This is a genomic window from Alicyclobacillus fructus (assembly GCF_017329605.1).
Classification (GTDB): domain Bacteria; phylum Bacillota; class Bacilli; order Alicyclobacillales; family Alicyclobacillaceae; genus Alicyclobacillus; species Alicyclobacillus fructus.
This window is the reverse complement of sequence record NZ_JAFMTY010000005.1, coordinates 1-15,983: the sequence shown is the minus strand read 5'-3', so window position 1 is coordinate 15,983 and position 15,983 is coordinate 1. Positions and strand designations below refer to the sequence as shown.

The 15,983-nt window shown below is 62.2% G+C and carries 12 protein-coding genes, 1 pseudogene and 1 riboswitch; of the genes and pseudogenes, 9 read left to right on the top strand and 4 right to left on the bottom strand.

From position 1 onward, the window contains the following. The first annotated feature begins 62 nt into the window (after positions 1-62). The 3 genes from J3481_RS03500 to J3481_RS03490 all read left to right on the top strand — a co-directional run bounded on the left by J3481_RS03500 (position 63) and on the right by J3481_RS03490 (position 3,970). Entirely contained in the window at positions 63-1,535 is a 1,473-nt protein-coding gene (locus J3481_RS03500; RefSeq protein ID WP_062308688.1) for a spore germination protein, read from the top strand. A 9-nt stretch (positions 1,536-1,544) separates the two neighbouring features. Next, on the top strand, positions 1,545-2,678 hold the full coding sequence (locus tag J3481_RS03495) for a Ger(x)C family spore germination protein (RefSeq protein ID WP_062308686.1): 1,134 nt from the start codon (positions 1,545-1,547) through the stop codon (positions 2,676-2,678). Between the two features lie 185 nt (positions 2,679-2,863). Further along, positions 2,864-3,970 (top strand): GerAB/ArcD/ProY family transporter, encoded by a 1,107-nt coding sequence (locus J3481_RS03490; protein ID WP_083516037.1) that lies wholly within the window; start codon positions 2,864-2,866, stop codon positions 3,968-3,970. A gap of 41 nt (positions 3,971-4,011) precedes the next feature. On the opposite strand, the gene thiE is transcribed toward J3481_RS03490, so the two are convergent. From thiE to tenA, 4 genes are read right to left on the bottom strand one after another with little or no spacing between them, the layout of a single operon-like run. Then, positions 4,012-4,641, bottom strand: a complete 630-nt coding sequence (thiE, locus tag J3481_RS03485; RefSeq protein ID WP_062308683.1) for a thiamine phosphate synthase — start codon at positions 4,639-4,641, stop codon at positions 4,012-4,014. A 7-nt stretch (positions 4,642-4,648) separates the two neighbouring features. Further along, on the bottom strand, positions 4,649-5,452 hold the full coding sequence (gene thiM / locus J3481_RS03480; protein ID WP_062308681.1) for a hydroxyethylthiazole kinase: 804 nt from the start codon (positions 5,450-5,452) through the stop codon (positions 4,649-4,651). Positions 5,453-5,490: 38 nt separating this feature from the next. Further along, complete coding sequence (gene thiD, locus J3481_RS03475) at positions 5,491-6,384, bottom strand: bifunctional hydroxymethylpyrimidine kinase/phosphomethylpyrimidine kinase (RefSeq protein ID WP_206830850.1); 894 nt, start codon at positions 6,382-6,384, stop codon at positions 5,491-5,493. Beyond that, positions 6,368-7,066, bottom strand: coding sequence for a thiaminase II (gene tenA, locus J3481_RS03470; protein WP_206830849.1), 699 nt, complete (start codon positions 7,064-7,066; stop codon positions 6,368-6,370). Before tenA ends, thiD begins: the two co-directional genes overlap by 17 nt. 43 nt (positions 7,067-7,109) lie before the next feature. Next, positions 7,110-7,208: riboswitch (TPP riboswitch) on the bottom strand. 72 nt (positions 7,209-7,280) lie between these two features. Here tenA and J3481_RS03465 point away from each other — a divergent pair. The 6 genes and pseudogenes from J3481_RS03465 (at position 7,281) to fdhD (ending at position 15,889) form a co-directional block, all read left to right on the top strand. Beyond that, positions 7,281-8,078, top strand: a complete 798-nt coding sequence (locus tag J3481_RS03465; protein ID WP_206830848.1) for a Nif3-like dinuclear metal center hexameric protein — start codon at positions 7,281-7,283, stop codon at positions 8,076-8,078. Between the two features lie 137 nt (positions 8,079-8,215). Continuing rightward, positions 8,216-9,157, top strand: a complete 942-nt coding sequence (locus J3481_RS03460) for an EamA family transporter (RefSeq protein WP_328702043.1) — start codon at positions 8,216-8,218, stop codon at positions 9,155-9,157. Positions 9,158-9,234: 77 nt separating this feature from the next. Next, a pseudogene (locus J3481_RS03450) lies at positions 9,235-11,523 on the top strand (thioredoxin domain-containing protein). A 67-nt stretch (positions 11,524-11,590) separates the two neighbouring features. Beyond that, positions 11,591-14,551 (top strand): formate dehydrogenase subunit alpha, encoded by a 2,961-nt coding sequence (fdhF, locus tag J3481_RS03445; protein ID WP_206830845.1) that lies wholly within the window; start codon positions 11,591-11,593, stop codon positions 14,549-14,551. 4 nt (positions 14,552-14,555) lie between these two features. After that, positions 14,556-15,065: a DUF1641 domain-containing protein gene (locus J3481_RS03440; protein WP_206830844.1), complete on the top strand. Its 510-nt coding sequence runs from the start codon at positions 14,556-14,558 to the stop codon at positions 15,063-15,065. Further along, positions 15,062-15,889, top strand: coding sequence for a formate dehydrogenase accessory sulfurtransferase FdhD (gene fdhD, locus J3481_RS03435; protein WP_206830843.1), 828 nt, complete (start codon positions 15,062-15,064; stop codon positions 15,887-15,889). The genes J3481_RS03440 and fdhD overlap by 4 nt, the downstream gene beginning before the upstream one ends. Positions 15,890-15,983: the final 94 nt, after the last annotated feature.

Below are 15,983 nucleotides of genomic sequence, written 5' to 3'. Positions count from 1 at the left end.
GGGAAATCGAGTTTGGTGAAAGCTACGGGAGAATCGCATTCCAGATACGCTGGTGATGCAAGATGACAGGCAGAGCAAATGGGCTGCTGTCGAAGCGAGTCGAAGACAACTGGTTGATGCTCCAGGCTTGTTTAGCCTCCGCGCCTGACCTCAAGCGAATGCCATTTGAATGGAACGGATCCCTCGCTCTCGTTGTGTGGATCGACGGTCTTGTGGCTGCAGAGCGTATTCAAATAGGACTCTCGATTTTGCGTATGGAAGAAATGTCAAAAAAATCTATATCATCCTTGAAGCACTTGGGGCAGCAGGCACTATGGATGTCAATGACCGCAACGGAGAAACTAGACGACGTGGTCACAGCCGTGCTGGGAGGGAAGGCGGTTCTCTTTCAAGACGGACTCGGAACAGCTTTCATCTGGGATGTCGAGTCCTGGCCAGGTCGCCAGGTTGAGCGTGCGGAAAACGAACCGACGTTACAGGGGCCGCAAGAGGCGTTCGTGGAGAACCGCGTACTCAATATCGCCTTAGTACGAAAGAGATTACGTTCACCAGACCTCAGGATACTCGATTTCACTATTGGCGAGCGCACCAGAACGACGGTTTCCCTCGTATATGTCGAAGGTATTACGAAGCCCCGACTGGTTCAAGAGGTCTGCTCGCGATTATCCAAGGTGTGTATTGATGGTGTGGTTGACATGAATGTGGTCAGGGAATGGATTGCAGATGCGCCAAGGACGATTTTTCCAACCATTGAGGAAACGGAACGGCCCGAACGCGTGGTGTCGGGTCTGCTGCAGGGAAGAATCGCGATTATCGTGGACGGCACCCCCATGTGCATGGTGCTCCCCGCGACATTCGCGCAATTCATCACGTCGCCGGAAGACTACTATATGCATTACACGCTCGCTTTGCCACTTCGTCTCCTGCGTCACATCATGTTTTGGTCATCGGTACTACTTCCGGCCGTGTATGTCTCGTTGTTGACGTATAACCAAGATTTGATTCCTACGCCTCTCGTTCAAAAGATCAGTTCGCAGCGCGCCGGGATCCCTTTTCCGACGGTTTTTGAAGCGCTCTTCATGATGTTCGCATTTGAAGCCTTGAGGGAGGCGGGAACGAGACTGCCTAGAGCCGTGGGGCAGTCCGTGAGCATTGTGGGCACCTTGGTCATCGGAGAGGCTGCAGTGCGCGCCGGGATCGTGTCCGCAGGCATGATCATCATTGTCGCCGCCACTGGGATCGCCTCCTTTACCGCGCCTGCCTTAGGGATGGTGCAGGCGACACGCTTGTTACAATTTGTGTTTGTCCTGTGTGCAGGCGTATTTGGGCTTTATGGTGTCGCGATTCTGGGGATAGTGTTGATTGTTCACCTTGCATCCATTCGTTCTTTTGGCGTTCCATATCTGGCACCTGTTGGTCCAACCCTTTTGACGGATTGGAAAGACGCTCTGGTGCGTGCGCCATGGTGGGATATGGGCCGTCGTCCCCAGGAATATGAACCTATGGACCGAAAGCGAGCACGCGGACGGAGGTAGATTCGGCCGTTGAAACGCTATTGGCTGGTGGTGTTGGTGATGGCGGTTACATGCGTGGTAACGAGCTGCGGCGACTACAGCGAAGTGGAAGACCTTGCTGTGGTCGTTGGAATGTCGATGGACGAGACCTCTAATCACCACTTGCGTGTGACATGTGACATCATGAGGTCCAGCGAATCCGGTTCAGACAACACGTCTGCGAATCAAAATCAGGACATGTTGGTCACTGGAGAAGGATTGAGCATGGCCTCCGCTCTGGAAAACATCCAAAAAAAGCTTGACAAGCGCATCTATCTGTCGCACAACACGTTAGTTGTGTTGAGCGACAGGGTGATCTCCGATAGGTTTGCATCCATGCTGGACGAACTAGAACGAAACCGCGAATTACGCTTGAATCAGATGGTGGTCGTAGTTCGAGGAGATGCCGACCAAATTTGGACCATTTCCAATCGAAGCGAAACACCGCTTGCCATCACGATCCGGCAGGCGATTCAAAATTGGGAAGCATGCACGGACGCTTTTCGGGCGGAACAATTCCGCATGCTGCGCGACTGGAATGCTCCATACGGAGTTGCCCATTTACCGTGGCTTGATCCACAGGCGGCCAATTGGGTTGCAGGTCTCGTATTTGTGGATCCCCGGGGAGGCATAGCGTGGTGGTCTATCTGCCCTCCTCGAGACAATGGAGCACTTTGGCTGCTAGGAGATACGCGCAATTTGGTCCAAAAAATCGTGTTTCAAGACCCGTATAGAGGTAAAGAAGGTCAAATTTGTATCAGGTGGGGGCATACGCATACAACGTTTGGGTTTAGGTATCATAAAAACAAGCTGTACGTCACTGTAAATTGGTGGGGCAACGGTTATATCGAGGCGATGAGTCCGGGGCATGTCGCTGATCGAACGACTTTTAAGGTCCTTGAAGATCAGGCGGGACGCGACATTCAGCGCGATATACATCAGTGCATCATGCGTATGCGCTCCGCTGACGTCAATCTGTGGCGAATGTCGCTGTATCGAACAGCACCCCAGTTGTTTCGCATATTGGAGCGCAAGGATCCATCCTGGTGGAAGAAATGCGACGTGTCTTATGTCATTCATCCTCACATCGTCCACTCTGGACTGTCGACTCGATCGCCGGGGTGAAGAGGGGGGATTACGTGGTCAAGAGACCCACTTGGGGGCCAATCCTCGTTTGGTTGTTGAGCGTATGCTTTGTAGTGATTGCGTATTTGGCGCTGATGTTCCAGTGGTGGCCAGACCTTCAACCCCTCTACCCGTTGGAACTCGTATTTGGGACGGCCACCGAATGGTTATTTGGGTTGTGAGCCATGAGAAAAGAACAGATATCTCGATATCAACTGATCCTGCTTCTCATATGGTTGACCATGGGGACCGGGGTTCTTGTCATTCCCTCTGTGATCACGGAGTTCACCGTGACGGATGCGTGGATGGCCGTTCCTTCATTGTTTGTTGGAGGACTGCTCTCGGCGGGCATTGCTCGTGTGCATGTTAAAAAATTTCCCAACTTGCGGGTAACCGGTGCGCTCCTTGCGACGGCGGGGTCTGCAATAGGTAATGTATTAATTATATGGTACGTTTCAGTGGTTTTTGTGGTCGGGACAGTGGTGGCGCGGGAGTTTACACTCTTTGTGACCATGGTCTCGTTGCCCTATACATCGGAAACTGCTGTGGCGGTTATCGGCTGCGCCAGCGTCGCCTACATTGCCTATGTAGGCATTGAGTCCTTTGCACGCGCGAACGAATTTATCGTTCCGCTCGCCGCTGTGGTACTCCCGCTCCTGATTCTCTTACCCTTAACTCTGTGCGACGTCCATCAGTTTTATCCTGTTTTTTCGAGTGGTTGGCTGCCGGTATGGAAGGCTTCGATTGTCTCGATGTTCGTCTATGGGTTGGAATTTTCGCTTGCCATCCAATTGGTTCCTAATTTGCGATCACCCGAGAAGCTTCCCAACGACATCGTGATCGCAGCCTCGATATCCACAGTGCTGATTCTCATCGTGGTCCTCCTGACCGTTGGCGTGTTCGGATATACGGTGCGTTATCTGCAATACCCAGTGTTGGAGTTGATTCGCGTTGTACGCATCGGGCGTTTCATCGAACGATTAGATACAATCTATGGAATTGCCGTTTTGATGACTATCATCTCGAAGTTGGCCGTCATCCATTTGGCGATGTGCACGGGAATTCAAGACCTTTGTAAGACGCGCGACTACCGCTGGGCGGTGTTACCTACCGGAACGGCGATGTTTGTGGGCGGATTGTATTTTTATCGCAATGTCGCCCAGATGGCGTATTTCATCGAACACGTCGGACCATCTTACCTCTTGTTTACGGTGGTGGGTGTGCCGTTGTTGGGATTGACATTGCAGCGCGTCCGGTTCCATCTGAAACGTAGAGCCAGGAAGGGGGGCTGACGACGCAACCATTTACACACCGAGGCTCTGCCCTTCCTGGTTCACGAGATCGCCCTCTGCGCCAACGCTGCGGCCGCAGCCTTCGGATCTTGCGCTGACATGATGGCGGAGACCACCGCTACGCCGTCCGCGCCCGCGGCCAGCACGTCTGCCGCTCGCTCGACGGTGATCCCGCCAATGCCGACGATGGGGACGTGGACAGCGCGCCTGCAGGCGGCGAGCGTCTCGAGGCCCGTCAGGACGGCGTCGTCCTTCGTCGCCGTCGGATACACGGAGCCCACCCCGAGGTAATCCGCGCCGTCTTGTTCGGCTCGCACCGCTTCCTCGACGGATCGCGCCGAGACGCCGACCAGAAGCTCGGGGAAGCGAGCCTTGACCAGGCGCGCCGGGAGGTCCGTCTGCCCCACGTGCACTCCGTCCGCGCCCGACAAGAGCGCGATGTCGACGCGGTCGTTCACGATGAAGAGCGCGCCGTGAGCGGACGCGAGTTCCCGCAGGCGGACGGCGAGCTTGAGCATCGGCCCGCCGTCTTCCCGTTTGCGCCGCAGTTGCACGCACGTCACGCCGCCTGCGAGCGCCTGTTCCACGATGGCGACCACCTCGTCGTGGTCCGGCCGGTCGTCCGTCACGAGATACACGCGAAGCTTGTCCGCGAAATCCTGTCCTGTCATCTGCCCACTATCCCCTCCGAATGCGCGCGCGTGCGTCGACGTCGCGCGCGGTCAAAGCGTGCAACGCATCGAGCAGCCGCACCTGAAAGCTCCCCGGTCCCCCTGCGCCTTCCGCCGCCATCTCGGCTGCCACGTTGAAACACGTGATGGCGGCCACGGTCGCCTCGAGGAGGCCGCCCTTTGTCCCATCCGAGACGCCGACAAACGCGCCGATCACGGCCGTGAGCGAGCAGCCGGAGCCTGTGATGCTCGCCTCCCACGGGTGGCCGTTTGCGAGTTCGTACACCACTTCGCCGTCGGTCACGAGATCCTGTTCTCCCGTCGCCGCGACGATGAGGCCGCGAGCGCGCGCGAACCGCCTCATCGCGTCGACCAGGCCCGCACCCGCGCCCTTCGCGTCGACGCCCGCCACCTCGCCGCCCGCGCCCGTGAGGACGCCGATCTCGCCCTGATTGCCGCGCAGGACTTGGACCCTCCGCGTGTCGAGCAGGCGCATGGCGGCGCCCGTCCGGTACGGTGTGGCGCCGGCGCCGACGGGATCGAGCACAATCGGCACGCCGCGGCGGTTGGCGGCCTCGCTCGCCAGATCCATGCTCGTCACGACGTACGGGTCGAGCGTGCCCAGGTTGAGCGCGATGGCGCGCGCGATGGAAGCCATGTCCGCGACCTCCTCGTGCGCGTGTGCCATCACGGGCGAGGCGCCGAGGGCGAGCAGGGTGTTTGCCGCGATGTTCGTCACGACGAGATTCGTGATGTTGTGGACGAGCGGGCGCTCCGCGCGCACGCGCTCAAGCCAGTGTCCGATTTGCATGAGTGGTTCTCCCTTCGCCCGAGGCTCACACCCGAGGCTCACAGTGGAAGGGCGGCCTCGGCAAACTGACGACCATCAAACACGTACATCCGCCCGGCCTCGATGTGATCCGGAAAGACCGGGCATTGGCTGTGATCCGTCGGCCCGTGCCCGCTCCCGACGTCCCAGTCGGCGGCCGATGCGATGGCGCGCGAGATGAACGACTTCGCCGCGGCGATGGCCTCGAGCGGATGCGCTCCGCGCGCGAGGGCCGCGGCGATGGCGGACGAAAAGGTGCAGCCGGTGCCGTGGGTCTTGCGGCTTGGGACGCGGGGGGCGGCGAACACCGTCCACGTGCCACCGTGAAACACCACGTCCATGGCGAGATCGCCCGCGCCGTCCAGATGACCGCCTTTGACCACGGCATACCGCGCGCCAAGCCGCGCCAGCGCCTCGGCGGCCCGCGCTGCGTCCGCCAGGGAGCGGACGGGGATGCCGGTCAGCCGCTCCGCCTCCGGCGCATTCGGCGTCGCCACGTAGGCGAGGGGCAGCATGCGCTCGATCACGGCCGCGACATCGTCCGGATGGAGCAGCGCCTCGCCGCCCTTCGCGATCATCACCGGGTCCACGACGATGGGGCAGTCGACGCCCGTGAGAGCGTCTGCGACGGCGTGGATGGCGGCGCGATCGCCGAGCATGCCCGTCTTGATGGCGTCAAAGCCCAAATCGTCGCGCACGGACTCAAACTGCGCCCGCACGATGTCCACGGGCAGCGGATACACGGCCTGCACGCCGACGGTGTTCTGCGCCGTGACGGCGGTGAGCACGCTCATGCCGTACACGCCGAACTGGTGGGCTGTCTTCAGGTCCGCCTGGATGCCGGCGCCGCCGCCCGAGTCGGATCCGGCGATGGTGAGCATGCGCGCCACATGGCCGTCAGGGCGTCGAAACATCGCTCACCGCCTCCTTCGGAAGCCACGACTCGCCGCGGTACGCCATGTCGAAGAACCGGTACTCGAGGTGGCAGCTCGCGACAAACGCCGCCTCGACCCGGCGGGCCCGCTCGGGCGAGAAGTGGGCGGCCTCGCGATCGATCATCGCGAACAGGCGATGTGTGGCGTCTTGCATGCCGGGATCGGCGTAGAAGCGGATCCAGGCCGCGAAGGGGTGATCCGGCTTCTCTTCGAGGATGGGTTCGAGCCGCTGGCCGATCTCGACGTACACGTGATGGCACGGCAGGATGGCGGCCACGAGTTCCGCGAAGTCGCCGCGCGCTGCCGAGGCCAGGAGGTGGCTCTCGTAGTGGTGCAAGGTGGGCAGCTTCGGCTGGTCCTCCACGTCCTTGGCCGTCACCCCCGCGTAGCGCAGCAGGTTGTCGTGCGCCTCGGTTTCGCCGCCGAGGAGAAGCGACATGCGCCCGTGGAAGTCGGCCACGTCTTCGTGCCTTGGCGCAAGCGCCGCGGCGTGCGCGAAGACGCGCAGGTAGGTCTCCAGATACGGCTGGTCCTGGCTGACGTAGCGAATGGCCGCCGCTTTCGGGAGGTTCCCTTCGGCAATTCCTCGCACGAAGGGATGGCGCAGAATGGCGTCGAGGATGGGGTTGGACATGGCAATCAGCGATGCGGAAAAGGACATCAGAAGCGCCTCCTCTGCCGGAGGCCATAAGGGGAACACGGGAGGGTCCCATGCGCCACTTTCCTACGCTGGCATTACCCAGGTCAGGTTCAAAGGGTTCGGGGTGTCCCCCGTCTCAGCTTTCGCTCCCCTAGTGGCATCCAAGCTCGTTTGCATTCTATCATAGCATCTGAGAGAACCGCTGGCCATGGCGGCCTGCGCTGGGGGCGTTTCCATGCGCGTGCGAGACGTGATCGCGGCGCTTGCATCGATGATGCCCTGCGACGACCGGGCCATCTCCGTCGACGGCCTCGTGTGCGGGGATGCGGAGGCGCCGGTGCGCGCCATCGGCGTGACGTTTGTCGCATCCGTGTCCGTCGTGGAGGCGGCGCGGGCGAAAGGGATTGATCTTCTGCTCAGCCACGAGGGCGCCTTCTTTTGCCACCAAGGCGACGCGCCGGCCAAGGATGCCGTCGCTTGGCAGAAGAAGCGGCGGCTGCTCGATCTCGGCGTCGCCGTATATCGCCTGCACGATCGCCCGCATCGCACGGCGCCCGACTGGATCGCCGAGGGGATCGCGGAGGCGCTCGGGTGGGCGGCGGACGTGCGTCTGCGGCTCGCGACGCCGTGCGACGTGCCCGTCGTCGCATGGCCGCAGGGCCGGCGCCTGGATGACCTCCTGCAGCACGTGTGCGCCCGGCTCGGCTTGGCGCGCGTGCGCGTCTCCGGCCGCGCTGACGTGATTCGCCGAGTCGCGCTGTTGCCTGGCTATCGAGGCACGGGCGATCTCGTCGCCCACGTGTTTCGCGAGACCGGTGTCGATCTGATCCTCGCCGGCGAGGGGCCAGAGTGGGAGGCGATGGAGTACGCGCGGGATGCCTCGGCGATGGGGCTCTCCCGCGCCGTGGCGTGGATCGGCCATCAGGCGAGCGAGTCGCCAGGCATGCGCCGCATCGCGGATGCCCTGGCTGCCGCGTGTTCCATCCCTGTCGTGTGGATGGATCAACCGGAGGCGTTCCTGTGGTATCCTTAGAGGAACCCCGGTTTCGGTGGCACAGTTGAGTCTGCGCCCTGGGTTTTCGAGCGAGGTTCTGGCGAACGGTCCCTTCCGGGCGGCCATAGCGCCCTATCGAATCTCCCAATTTCGGGCGGAAGGAAAGGTGGACGGTTGTGACGGAGTCCGCCGCGATTGTGCGTTGGGTTCGTTCGATGGCGCAGGGAGCTCGATTTCGGCGCTTCCGCGGCATCGGTCTCGCATTGCTCGGCTCCATTCTGTGGGGCGTCTCGGGCACGGCAGCGCAAGTTTTGTTTGCGGATCACGTCGATCCCGCCTGGCTCGTGGCGGTCCGCATGACCCTGGCGGGGCTCATGCTGCTTGGAGCGACGTGCGCGAAAGAAGGCGCTGCAAAGGCATTTGCACCTTGGCGCGAGCGATATTCCGCGGTGCGGATGATGGTGTTTGGCCTTGCCGGTCTCCTTGGCGTGCAGTACACGTACTTTGCCGCCATTCATGCGGGAAATGCCGCGACGGCCACGGTGCTTCAGTACATGGCTCCCATCGTCATCGTCGCGTACGCGTCTGCGCGCGCCCGCAGATTTCCGTCTTTGGCTCAGATGTCGTGCCTCTTCCTCGCCATGGCTGGCTGTGGGCTGCTCGTGACGGACGGCCATATGGGACGGCTGGCCGTATCCGGATGGTGCGTGGTCTGGGGACTCTTGTCGGCTGTGGCGGTAGCTGTGTACAGCATCTTTCCCATTCCCCTCATCGCCCGTTTCGGCCCGATGTCCGTGACGGCTTGGGGCATGCTCGTGGGCGGGACAGCGATGGACCTCTTCACCTTTCCCCGGCATGAGATGCCCCACTTGACCTTCGGGGCATGGTACCTGGTGGCCTTCGTGGTGGTGTTCGGGACGCTGGTGCCCTTCTACCTGTACTTGGCGAGCCTCCGCGACATCACGCCGGCGGACGCGAGCATGGTCGCGAGCGGCGAGCCGCTGGCGGCAACGGTGCTTGCGGTGTCGGTGTTGCATCAGCCGCTGGGGTGGGCTGGCATGCTGGGAATCGTCTGCGTGCTTGGCACGGTCACCTTGCTTGCCAGAATGAGAACGTAGCGTTTGTACGGCGGACCGGTTTCGGCGTGCCCGTCGTTGGCCAAAACGTGCCGCCCGCACACGCGGGCGGCAGGGGAATGCGCAGGTTTTGTCAGGTCACCCTGATGCGCGCTCCGTTGGATCATGGTCTGCGGAGGGCTTTTCATTTCCCCCTTGCATCACCCTGTTCCCTCACTCCATTCCACCACTCCCCGCTCTTCGGGTATCCTGCAGCTCTGGATTGCGGTACAATGAAGGAAAACGAATCCAGAAAGGATGTGCGCGGCGTGGCTCACTCAGGATCCGCGAGGCACACAAATCGGTTGATCCACGAGAAGTCCCCGTACCTGCTCCAACACGCCCATCAGCCCGTCGATTGGTACCCCTGGTGTCCAGAAGCCTTTCAACGAGCCAAGCGCGAATCCAAGCCCGTCTTTTTGTCCATCGGCTATTCGTAGCCCCTTCGGGGGCCCAAGGAGTTTCCTTCGACCTGTCATTGGTGTCACGTGATGGCGCACGAGTCGTTTGAGGACGAGACCGTGGCCGCCATTCTTAATGAGCACTATGTCGCCATCAAGGTCGACCGCGAGGAGCGGCCGGACATCGATCACATCTACATGACGTATTGCCAAGCGCTGCAGGGAGAGGGCGGGTGGCCGCTCACCATCATCATGACGCCCGACGGGCACCCGTTTTTCGCCGGAACCTACTTTCCCAAGATGCCGCGCTACGGGCGGCCGGGGTTGATTCAAATCCTGCAGGAAATCGCCAGGCTGTGGAAGGCGGATCGCGCGCGGCTGGAGCGGGCGAGTCGGTCGATGGCGGAGCGCATGCAGCCGCTGTTCGAGGGCCAAGCGGGCGAGGCGCGCGGCCGGGAAGCGGCGGATCAAGCGTACGAGGCGCTGGAACGGATGTTCGATCCGGAGTACGGCGGATTCGGTCCGGCGCCGAAGTTTCCGACGTTTCACCGGGTGCAGTTTTTGTTGCGCTACGCCCGTTTGCGCCCGAGCGAGCGCGCGGCCGCCATGGCGCAGGCGACGCTTCGCTCCATTCAGCGCGGCGGCATTGTCGATCACGTCGGCGGAGGTCTGGCCCGCTACAGCACGGACCCGTTCTGGTGCGTGCCGCATTTCGAAAAGATGCTGTACGACAATGCGCTGGCGCTCGCTGCGTACGCGGACGCTTACGCCCGCGACAACGATCCGGCCTTTCTGCGCTTCATGCGGCACATCGTCGATTTTTTCGAACGCGAGATGCGATCGCCCGAAGGACTGTATTACAGCGCGGTGGATGCGGACTCGGCCGGCGGCGAGGGTCGCTTTTATCTCTGGCGGCCGGAGGACGTGATCGCGGCGCTCGGCCCTGAAGACGGCGAGCTATACAACGCCTTCTACGACATCACGGAAGCCGGCAACTTCGAGGGGGCGAACGTCCCCAACTACATCCATCAGGATCCGGCGGCGTTCGCGGCTTCTCGCGGCGTGACCGAAGAGGAGCTGTGGCGGAAGCTCGATGTTCTCAACGAGAAGCTGCGCGCGGTTCGGGATGCGCGCGAACGCCCGGCCATCGACGACAAGTGCCTTACGGCATGGAATGCGCTCATGGCGTATGGGCTTGCACGTGCTGGCCTCGCGTGCGGAGAGCCCGCGTGGGTCGAGAGGGCCAGGGAGGTGGTGGCGGCCATCGAGCGCATCTTGGTGCGCCCCGACGACGGAAGGCTCCTCGCGCGCTATCGGGATGGCGAGGCCGGTATTTTCGCGTACGCGGACGATCACGCCTATCTCGTCGCTGCGTATCTGGAGCTGTATCGCGCCACGCTCGATCGCGCGCATCTGGATCGCGCCCGGCACTGGCAGGCGGTGCAGGATGCCCTCTTTTGGGACAAGGCCCAGGGCGGGTACACGTTTTACGGCCGGGATGCGGAGTCGCTCATCGCGGTCCCGAAGCCCGTGTATGACGGCGCGATGCCGTCCGCCAACAGCCAGTCGGCGCACAACCTGTGGGCGCTGCATGCCTTGACGGGCGACTCGGAATACGCGGATCGGCTGGAAGGGCTCTTGCGCGCGTTCGGCGGGGACATCGCGTCGACGCCCATGGACTGCCTGTGGCTCGTGACCGCGGCCATGATGAGCGAGGTGGGATCGACGGAGATTGTCCTCGCGGCGCCTCGGGAAGAAGCGGCACAGAGGGCGCGCGAACTTGCCCGCATGGACCTGCCGGAAGCGGTCTGGCTCACGAGCGACGCGCGCGGCGACGAGGACACCTACCCGATGGCGCAGCATGGGGCGCCCCAGTACTATGTGTGTCGGGGCTTTCGCTGCGATCGCCCGGAAACGGACTGGAAGGTGGTGGTGGAACGCCTGCGGCAGCCGCCCGCCTGGAACTGAACAGTTTCCAACCCATTGGGCATCCTAATGGAAGACGTGTGACCATCCGAGTGCAGGAGGGATCGAGATGAGCGTTGATTTGAAGCGAACCTTCACGCTGGACGGATCGCCCTTGACGGCGACTGAGGGGGAGACCATCCTGCAGGCGATGTTGGCGGCTGGCCTAGACTTTCCTCACATCTGTTATCATCCTGCGCTTGGCCCCATCCAGACCTGCGACACGTGCATGGTGGAGGTGGATGGCGATCTCGTCCGAGCGTGCGCGACCCCGGTCAGGGAAGGCATGTCGGTGCGGACCAAATCCGTGGCCGCGCGGTACGCGCGCAAGGAGGCGATGGATCGCATCCTGAAAAACCACGACCTCTACTGCACGGTCTGCGACAACAACAACGGCAACTGCGTGGTGCACAACACCACCATGGCGATGGACATTGATCACCAGTCGTATCCGTTCCGCGAGAAGCCGTACGAGGTCGACATGTCGCACCCATTCTACCGGTACGACCCGAGCCAGTGCATTCTCTGCGGTCGATGCGTCGAAGCCTGCCAGAACCTGCAGGTCAGCGAGGTGCTGTCCATCGATTGGGATCGCGAGATCCCGCGCGTCATTTGGGACGACGACGTGCCCATCAACGAGTCGTCGTGCGTCTCGTGCGGCCACTGCGTGACCGTCTGCCCCTGCAACGCGCTCATGGAGAAGTCGATGCTCGGAAAGGCCGGATTCCTCACAGGTATCGAGCCGGAACCCCTGCAGCGGATGATCGACGTGACCAAGGCCGTGGAGCCAGGGTATCGCGCCATCTTCGCCATTTCGGAAGTCGAGAGCCACATGCGCAAGTCCCGCATCAAGCGCACCAAGACCGTGTGCACGTACTGCGGCGTGGGCTGCTCGTTCGACATCTGGACCAAGGATCGGGACATCCTGAAGGTCGAACCCCAGATGGAAGCTCCGACCAACCAGATCTCCACGTGCGTCAAGGGGAAATTCGGCTGGGAGTTCGTGAACAGCCCGGACCGCCTGACCAAACCTCTGCTCCGCAAGGGAGACGCGTTCCACGAGGTGTCTTGGGACGAAGCGCTCGACTTCGTGGCGAAGCGCCTGACCGACATCCGCCGGCAGTACGGAGACGACGCCATTGCGCTGATCTCGTCCTCGAAGTGCACCAACGAAGAAAACTACCTGGTGCAAAAGCTCGCCCGCGCCGTCCTCCACACGAACAACGTCGACAACTGCTCGCGCTACTGTCAATCCCCAGCGACCGAGGGGCTTCGCCGGACGATGGGCTACGGCGGCGACACCGGATCGCTCCACGATCTCGCCATCGCCGATCTGCTCATCATCGTCGGCGCGAACCCGGCGGAGTCGCATCCCGTCTTCTCGACCCGCATGCGGCGGGCCAAGAAGAAGTACGGACAGAAGCACATCGTGATCGACCTGCGCGAGCACGATTTGGCGCACCGCGCCGATCTGTTTGTCCGGCCGAATCCTGGAACCGACCTGGTGCTCATCTCGGCGGTCACGAAGTACATCATCGATCAGGGCTGGCACGACGCCGACTTCGTGCGCCAATCCGTCGACGGTTTTGAAGATTTCGTCCAATCCCTCGAACCGTACACGCTTCAGTACGCCGAGCGCGTGACGGGCGTGCCTCGCGATACCGTGATCCAGATCGCCCGGATGATCCATGAGGCCAAGTCGACCTGCATCTGTTGGGCCATGGGTGTCACGCAGCACAAGGGAGGCAGCGAGACCAGCACTGCCATTTGCAACCTCCTGCTTGTGACAGGAAACGTCGGGCGGCCGGGCACGGGGGCCTATCCGCTCCGAGGCCACAACAACGTCCAAGGCGCGGGCGACATGGGCTGCAGCCCGGTGTACATGCCGGGTTATGAGCGCGTCGACGATCCGGCCGTGCGCGCGAAATACGAGACCGCCTGGGGCGTGAAACTTCCGACGACCAAGGGGCTCGACAACCACGAGATGGTCGATGCCATCCACGAGGGCAAACTGCGGGCCCTCATCATTCAGGGCGAGGAGATGGCTCTCGTGGATTCGAACTCGCACTACGTCCGAGAGGCGTTCGCAAAGCTCGACCTGCTCGTCGTGATCGACGTGTTCTTCAGCAAGACGGCCGAGTACGCGGACGTGGTGCTGGCCGCGAGCCCGAGCCTCGAGAAGGAGGGCACATTCACGAACACGGAGCGCCGAATCCAGCGCCTGTACCAGGTGTTCGAACCGCTCGGGGACTCCCGTCCAGACTGGATCATTCTGCGCGATCTCGCCAACCGCCTGGGCGCCAACTGGACGTACGCGCATCCGTCCGAGATCCTCGAGGAAATGGCGAGCTTGGCGGCGCTGATGCAGGGGGTGCGCTGGGACCGGCTCGAGGGCTACCGCAGCCTGCAGTGGCCAGTGCATCCCGATGGGACGGACACGCCGCTTTTGTACACGAATGGCTTCCCGTTCCCGAACGGAAAGGCTCGACTGGTTCCTGCAAAGTGGATTGAACCCACCGCGTTTGCGCCGGAGTACGATCTCCACCTGAACAACGGCCGCATGCTGGAACACTTCCACGAGGGAAACCTGACCTACCGGGTGCACGGCCTCAAGGAGAAGGTTCCGACGACGTATCTCGAGGTGTCGCCGGAGCTCGCCAAGGAGCGGGGCATCGAGACGGGGGCGCTGGTTCGCCTCATTTCGCCCTACGGCGAGCTGAAGCTGCCGGTGGTGGTGACGGATCGCGTGAAGGGCAAACAAATGTATTTGCCGATGAACACCTCGAACGACGAAGAGGCCATCAACATCCTGACGTCGAGCGAGTCGGACGAGACGACGCACACGCCGGCCTACAAGGAGCTGCAGGTGCGGATGGAAGTGATTCGGCCGCGCGGCGAGAGCCCCATGACGAGGTTCAACTTCCGCATGCACAGGCCGAATCCGCAGCCCGGTGTGCGCGTCGAACGGAAGTGGTCGCGGCGAGGTTATGTGCCGGTGACCGAGGCGGCGAAGGAAAAGGCGAGGGGGTGAGATCATGGCGCAACCCATTCAACAGATCGTCCACCAGCCGCGCGACGAACGGCGGGAGGCGCAAGCGCGCGTGGAGGAGGCGGTGATTCAGAGCGCGGACGGCATCGTGGACGGGCTCAGATTGCTCCAGGCGTGCGAGGAGAAGGGGCTCATTCCCATCGTGCGGGCGCTGGTCGAGCAGGGGGACGACGTCCTCCGCGTGGTCGTCCACGCCATCTCGCGCAAAGGGGTGACGGACGGGCTCAAGAACCTGATTGGCATTGTGCAGTTTTTGAGCGTCGTGCCGCCGGAGGATATGGAGCGCGTGTTTCACGCGGTGGCGAGCGGCCTGGAGCGCGCAACCGAACAAAGCGAGGCAAATTCGCGGCTGGGGGTGTATGATCTCCTTAGAGCGCTGCGCGATCCGGATGTCGGCCGTTCGCTCGCCATGCTGTTTGCGTTCCTGAAGGGCATGGGCAGCGGGCTCGCCGAGCCGGGCGAATCGGCGCATAAGGACAGGGGGCCTGAGGTGTGAATGGCGTGTCGCGCTTTGGAGGGGCGGAAACGCGCAGGCGACCTGTGCTCCGATATCGGTCTGGAGCGTATCGCCAGGAGGAAGACGTGATCGCGACGGAATTCGCGCTCACGTTGTACGTCAACGGCGAGGAGTTCGCGACGCTCGTATGCACCCCGACCTATGTCGAGGATCTGGTGTACGGGTTTCTCGCTTCGGAAGGCGTCATCCGCGCCGTGGACGAGATCGAGTCGATGCAGGTGAGCCTGTGGACGGGTACGGCTCGCGTCCGGACGAAGTCCGGCGCCGTGCTCCCTTCTGCGCTCTACAACAAGCGCTACATCGGCTCGTGCTGCGGAAAGGGGCGGCAGAGCTTCTACTTTCAGAGCGACGCGCTGACCGCGCGGCCTGTCGAGGATCCGGTGTCCCTCTCCGCGCACGACGTGTTTCGGGCGATGGATCTCCTCGATGCGTCGTCCGGGCTGTTCGAGGAGACGGGCGGCGTGCACGTGGCGGCGCTGGTGCGTGAAGGAGAACTCGTCCTGGCAAGGGCCGATATCGGCCGCCACAACGCGCTCGACAAAATCTACGGCCACTGCCTTCGGGCGGGCGAGAGCTTGTCCGGCACCGCCGTGGCGTTTAGCGGGCGGATCTCGTCCGAGGTATTGCTCAAGGTCGCCAAGATCGGCGTGGGCGTCGTGATCGCCCGCGGAGCGCCGACGCTGCTCGCCATCGATCTCGCGGAGGAGTTGAACATCACGGCCATCGGTTTCGTGCGTGGCCGCGCCTTCAACGTATACAGCCATCCCTGGCGCATGTCGGACGTGGCAGTGGAAGAGGCGTAAACGTCAACCGAACTACACCTTGACTCATGTGTCAGGCGTGGGGCTGAGCATCCGCCCGGCTCCGCATGGGTGCTCAAGGACTCGTCCTTCCATA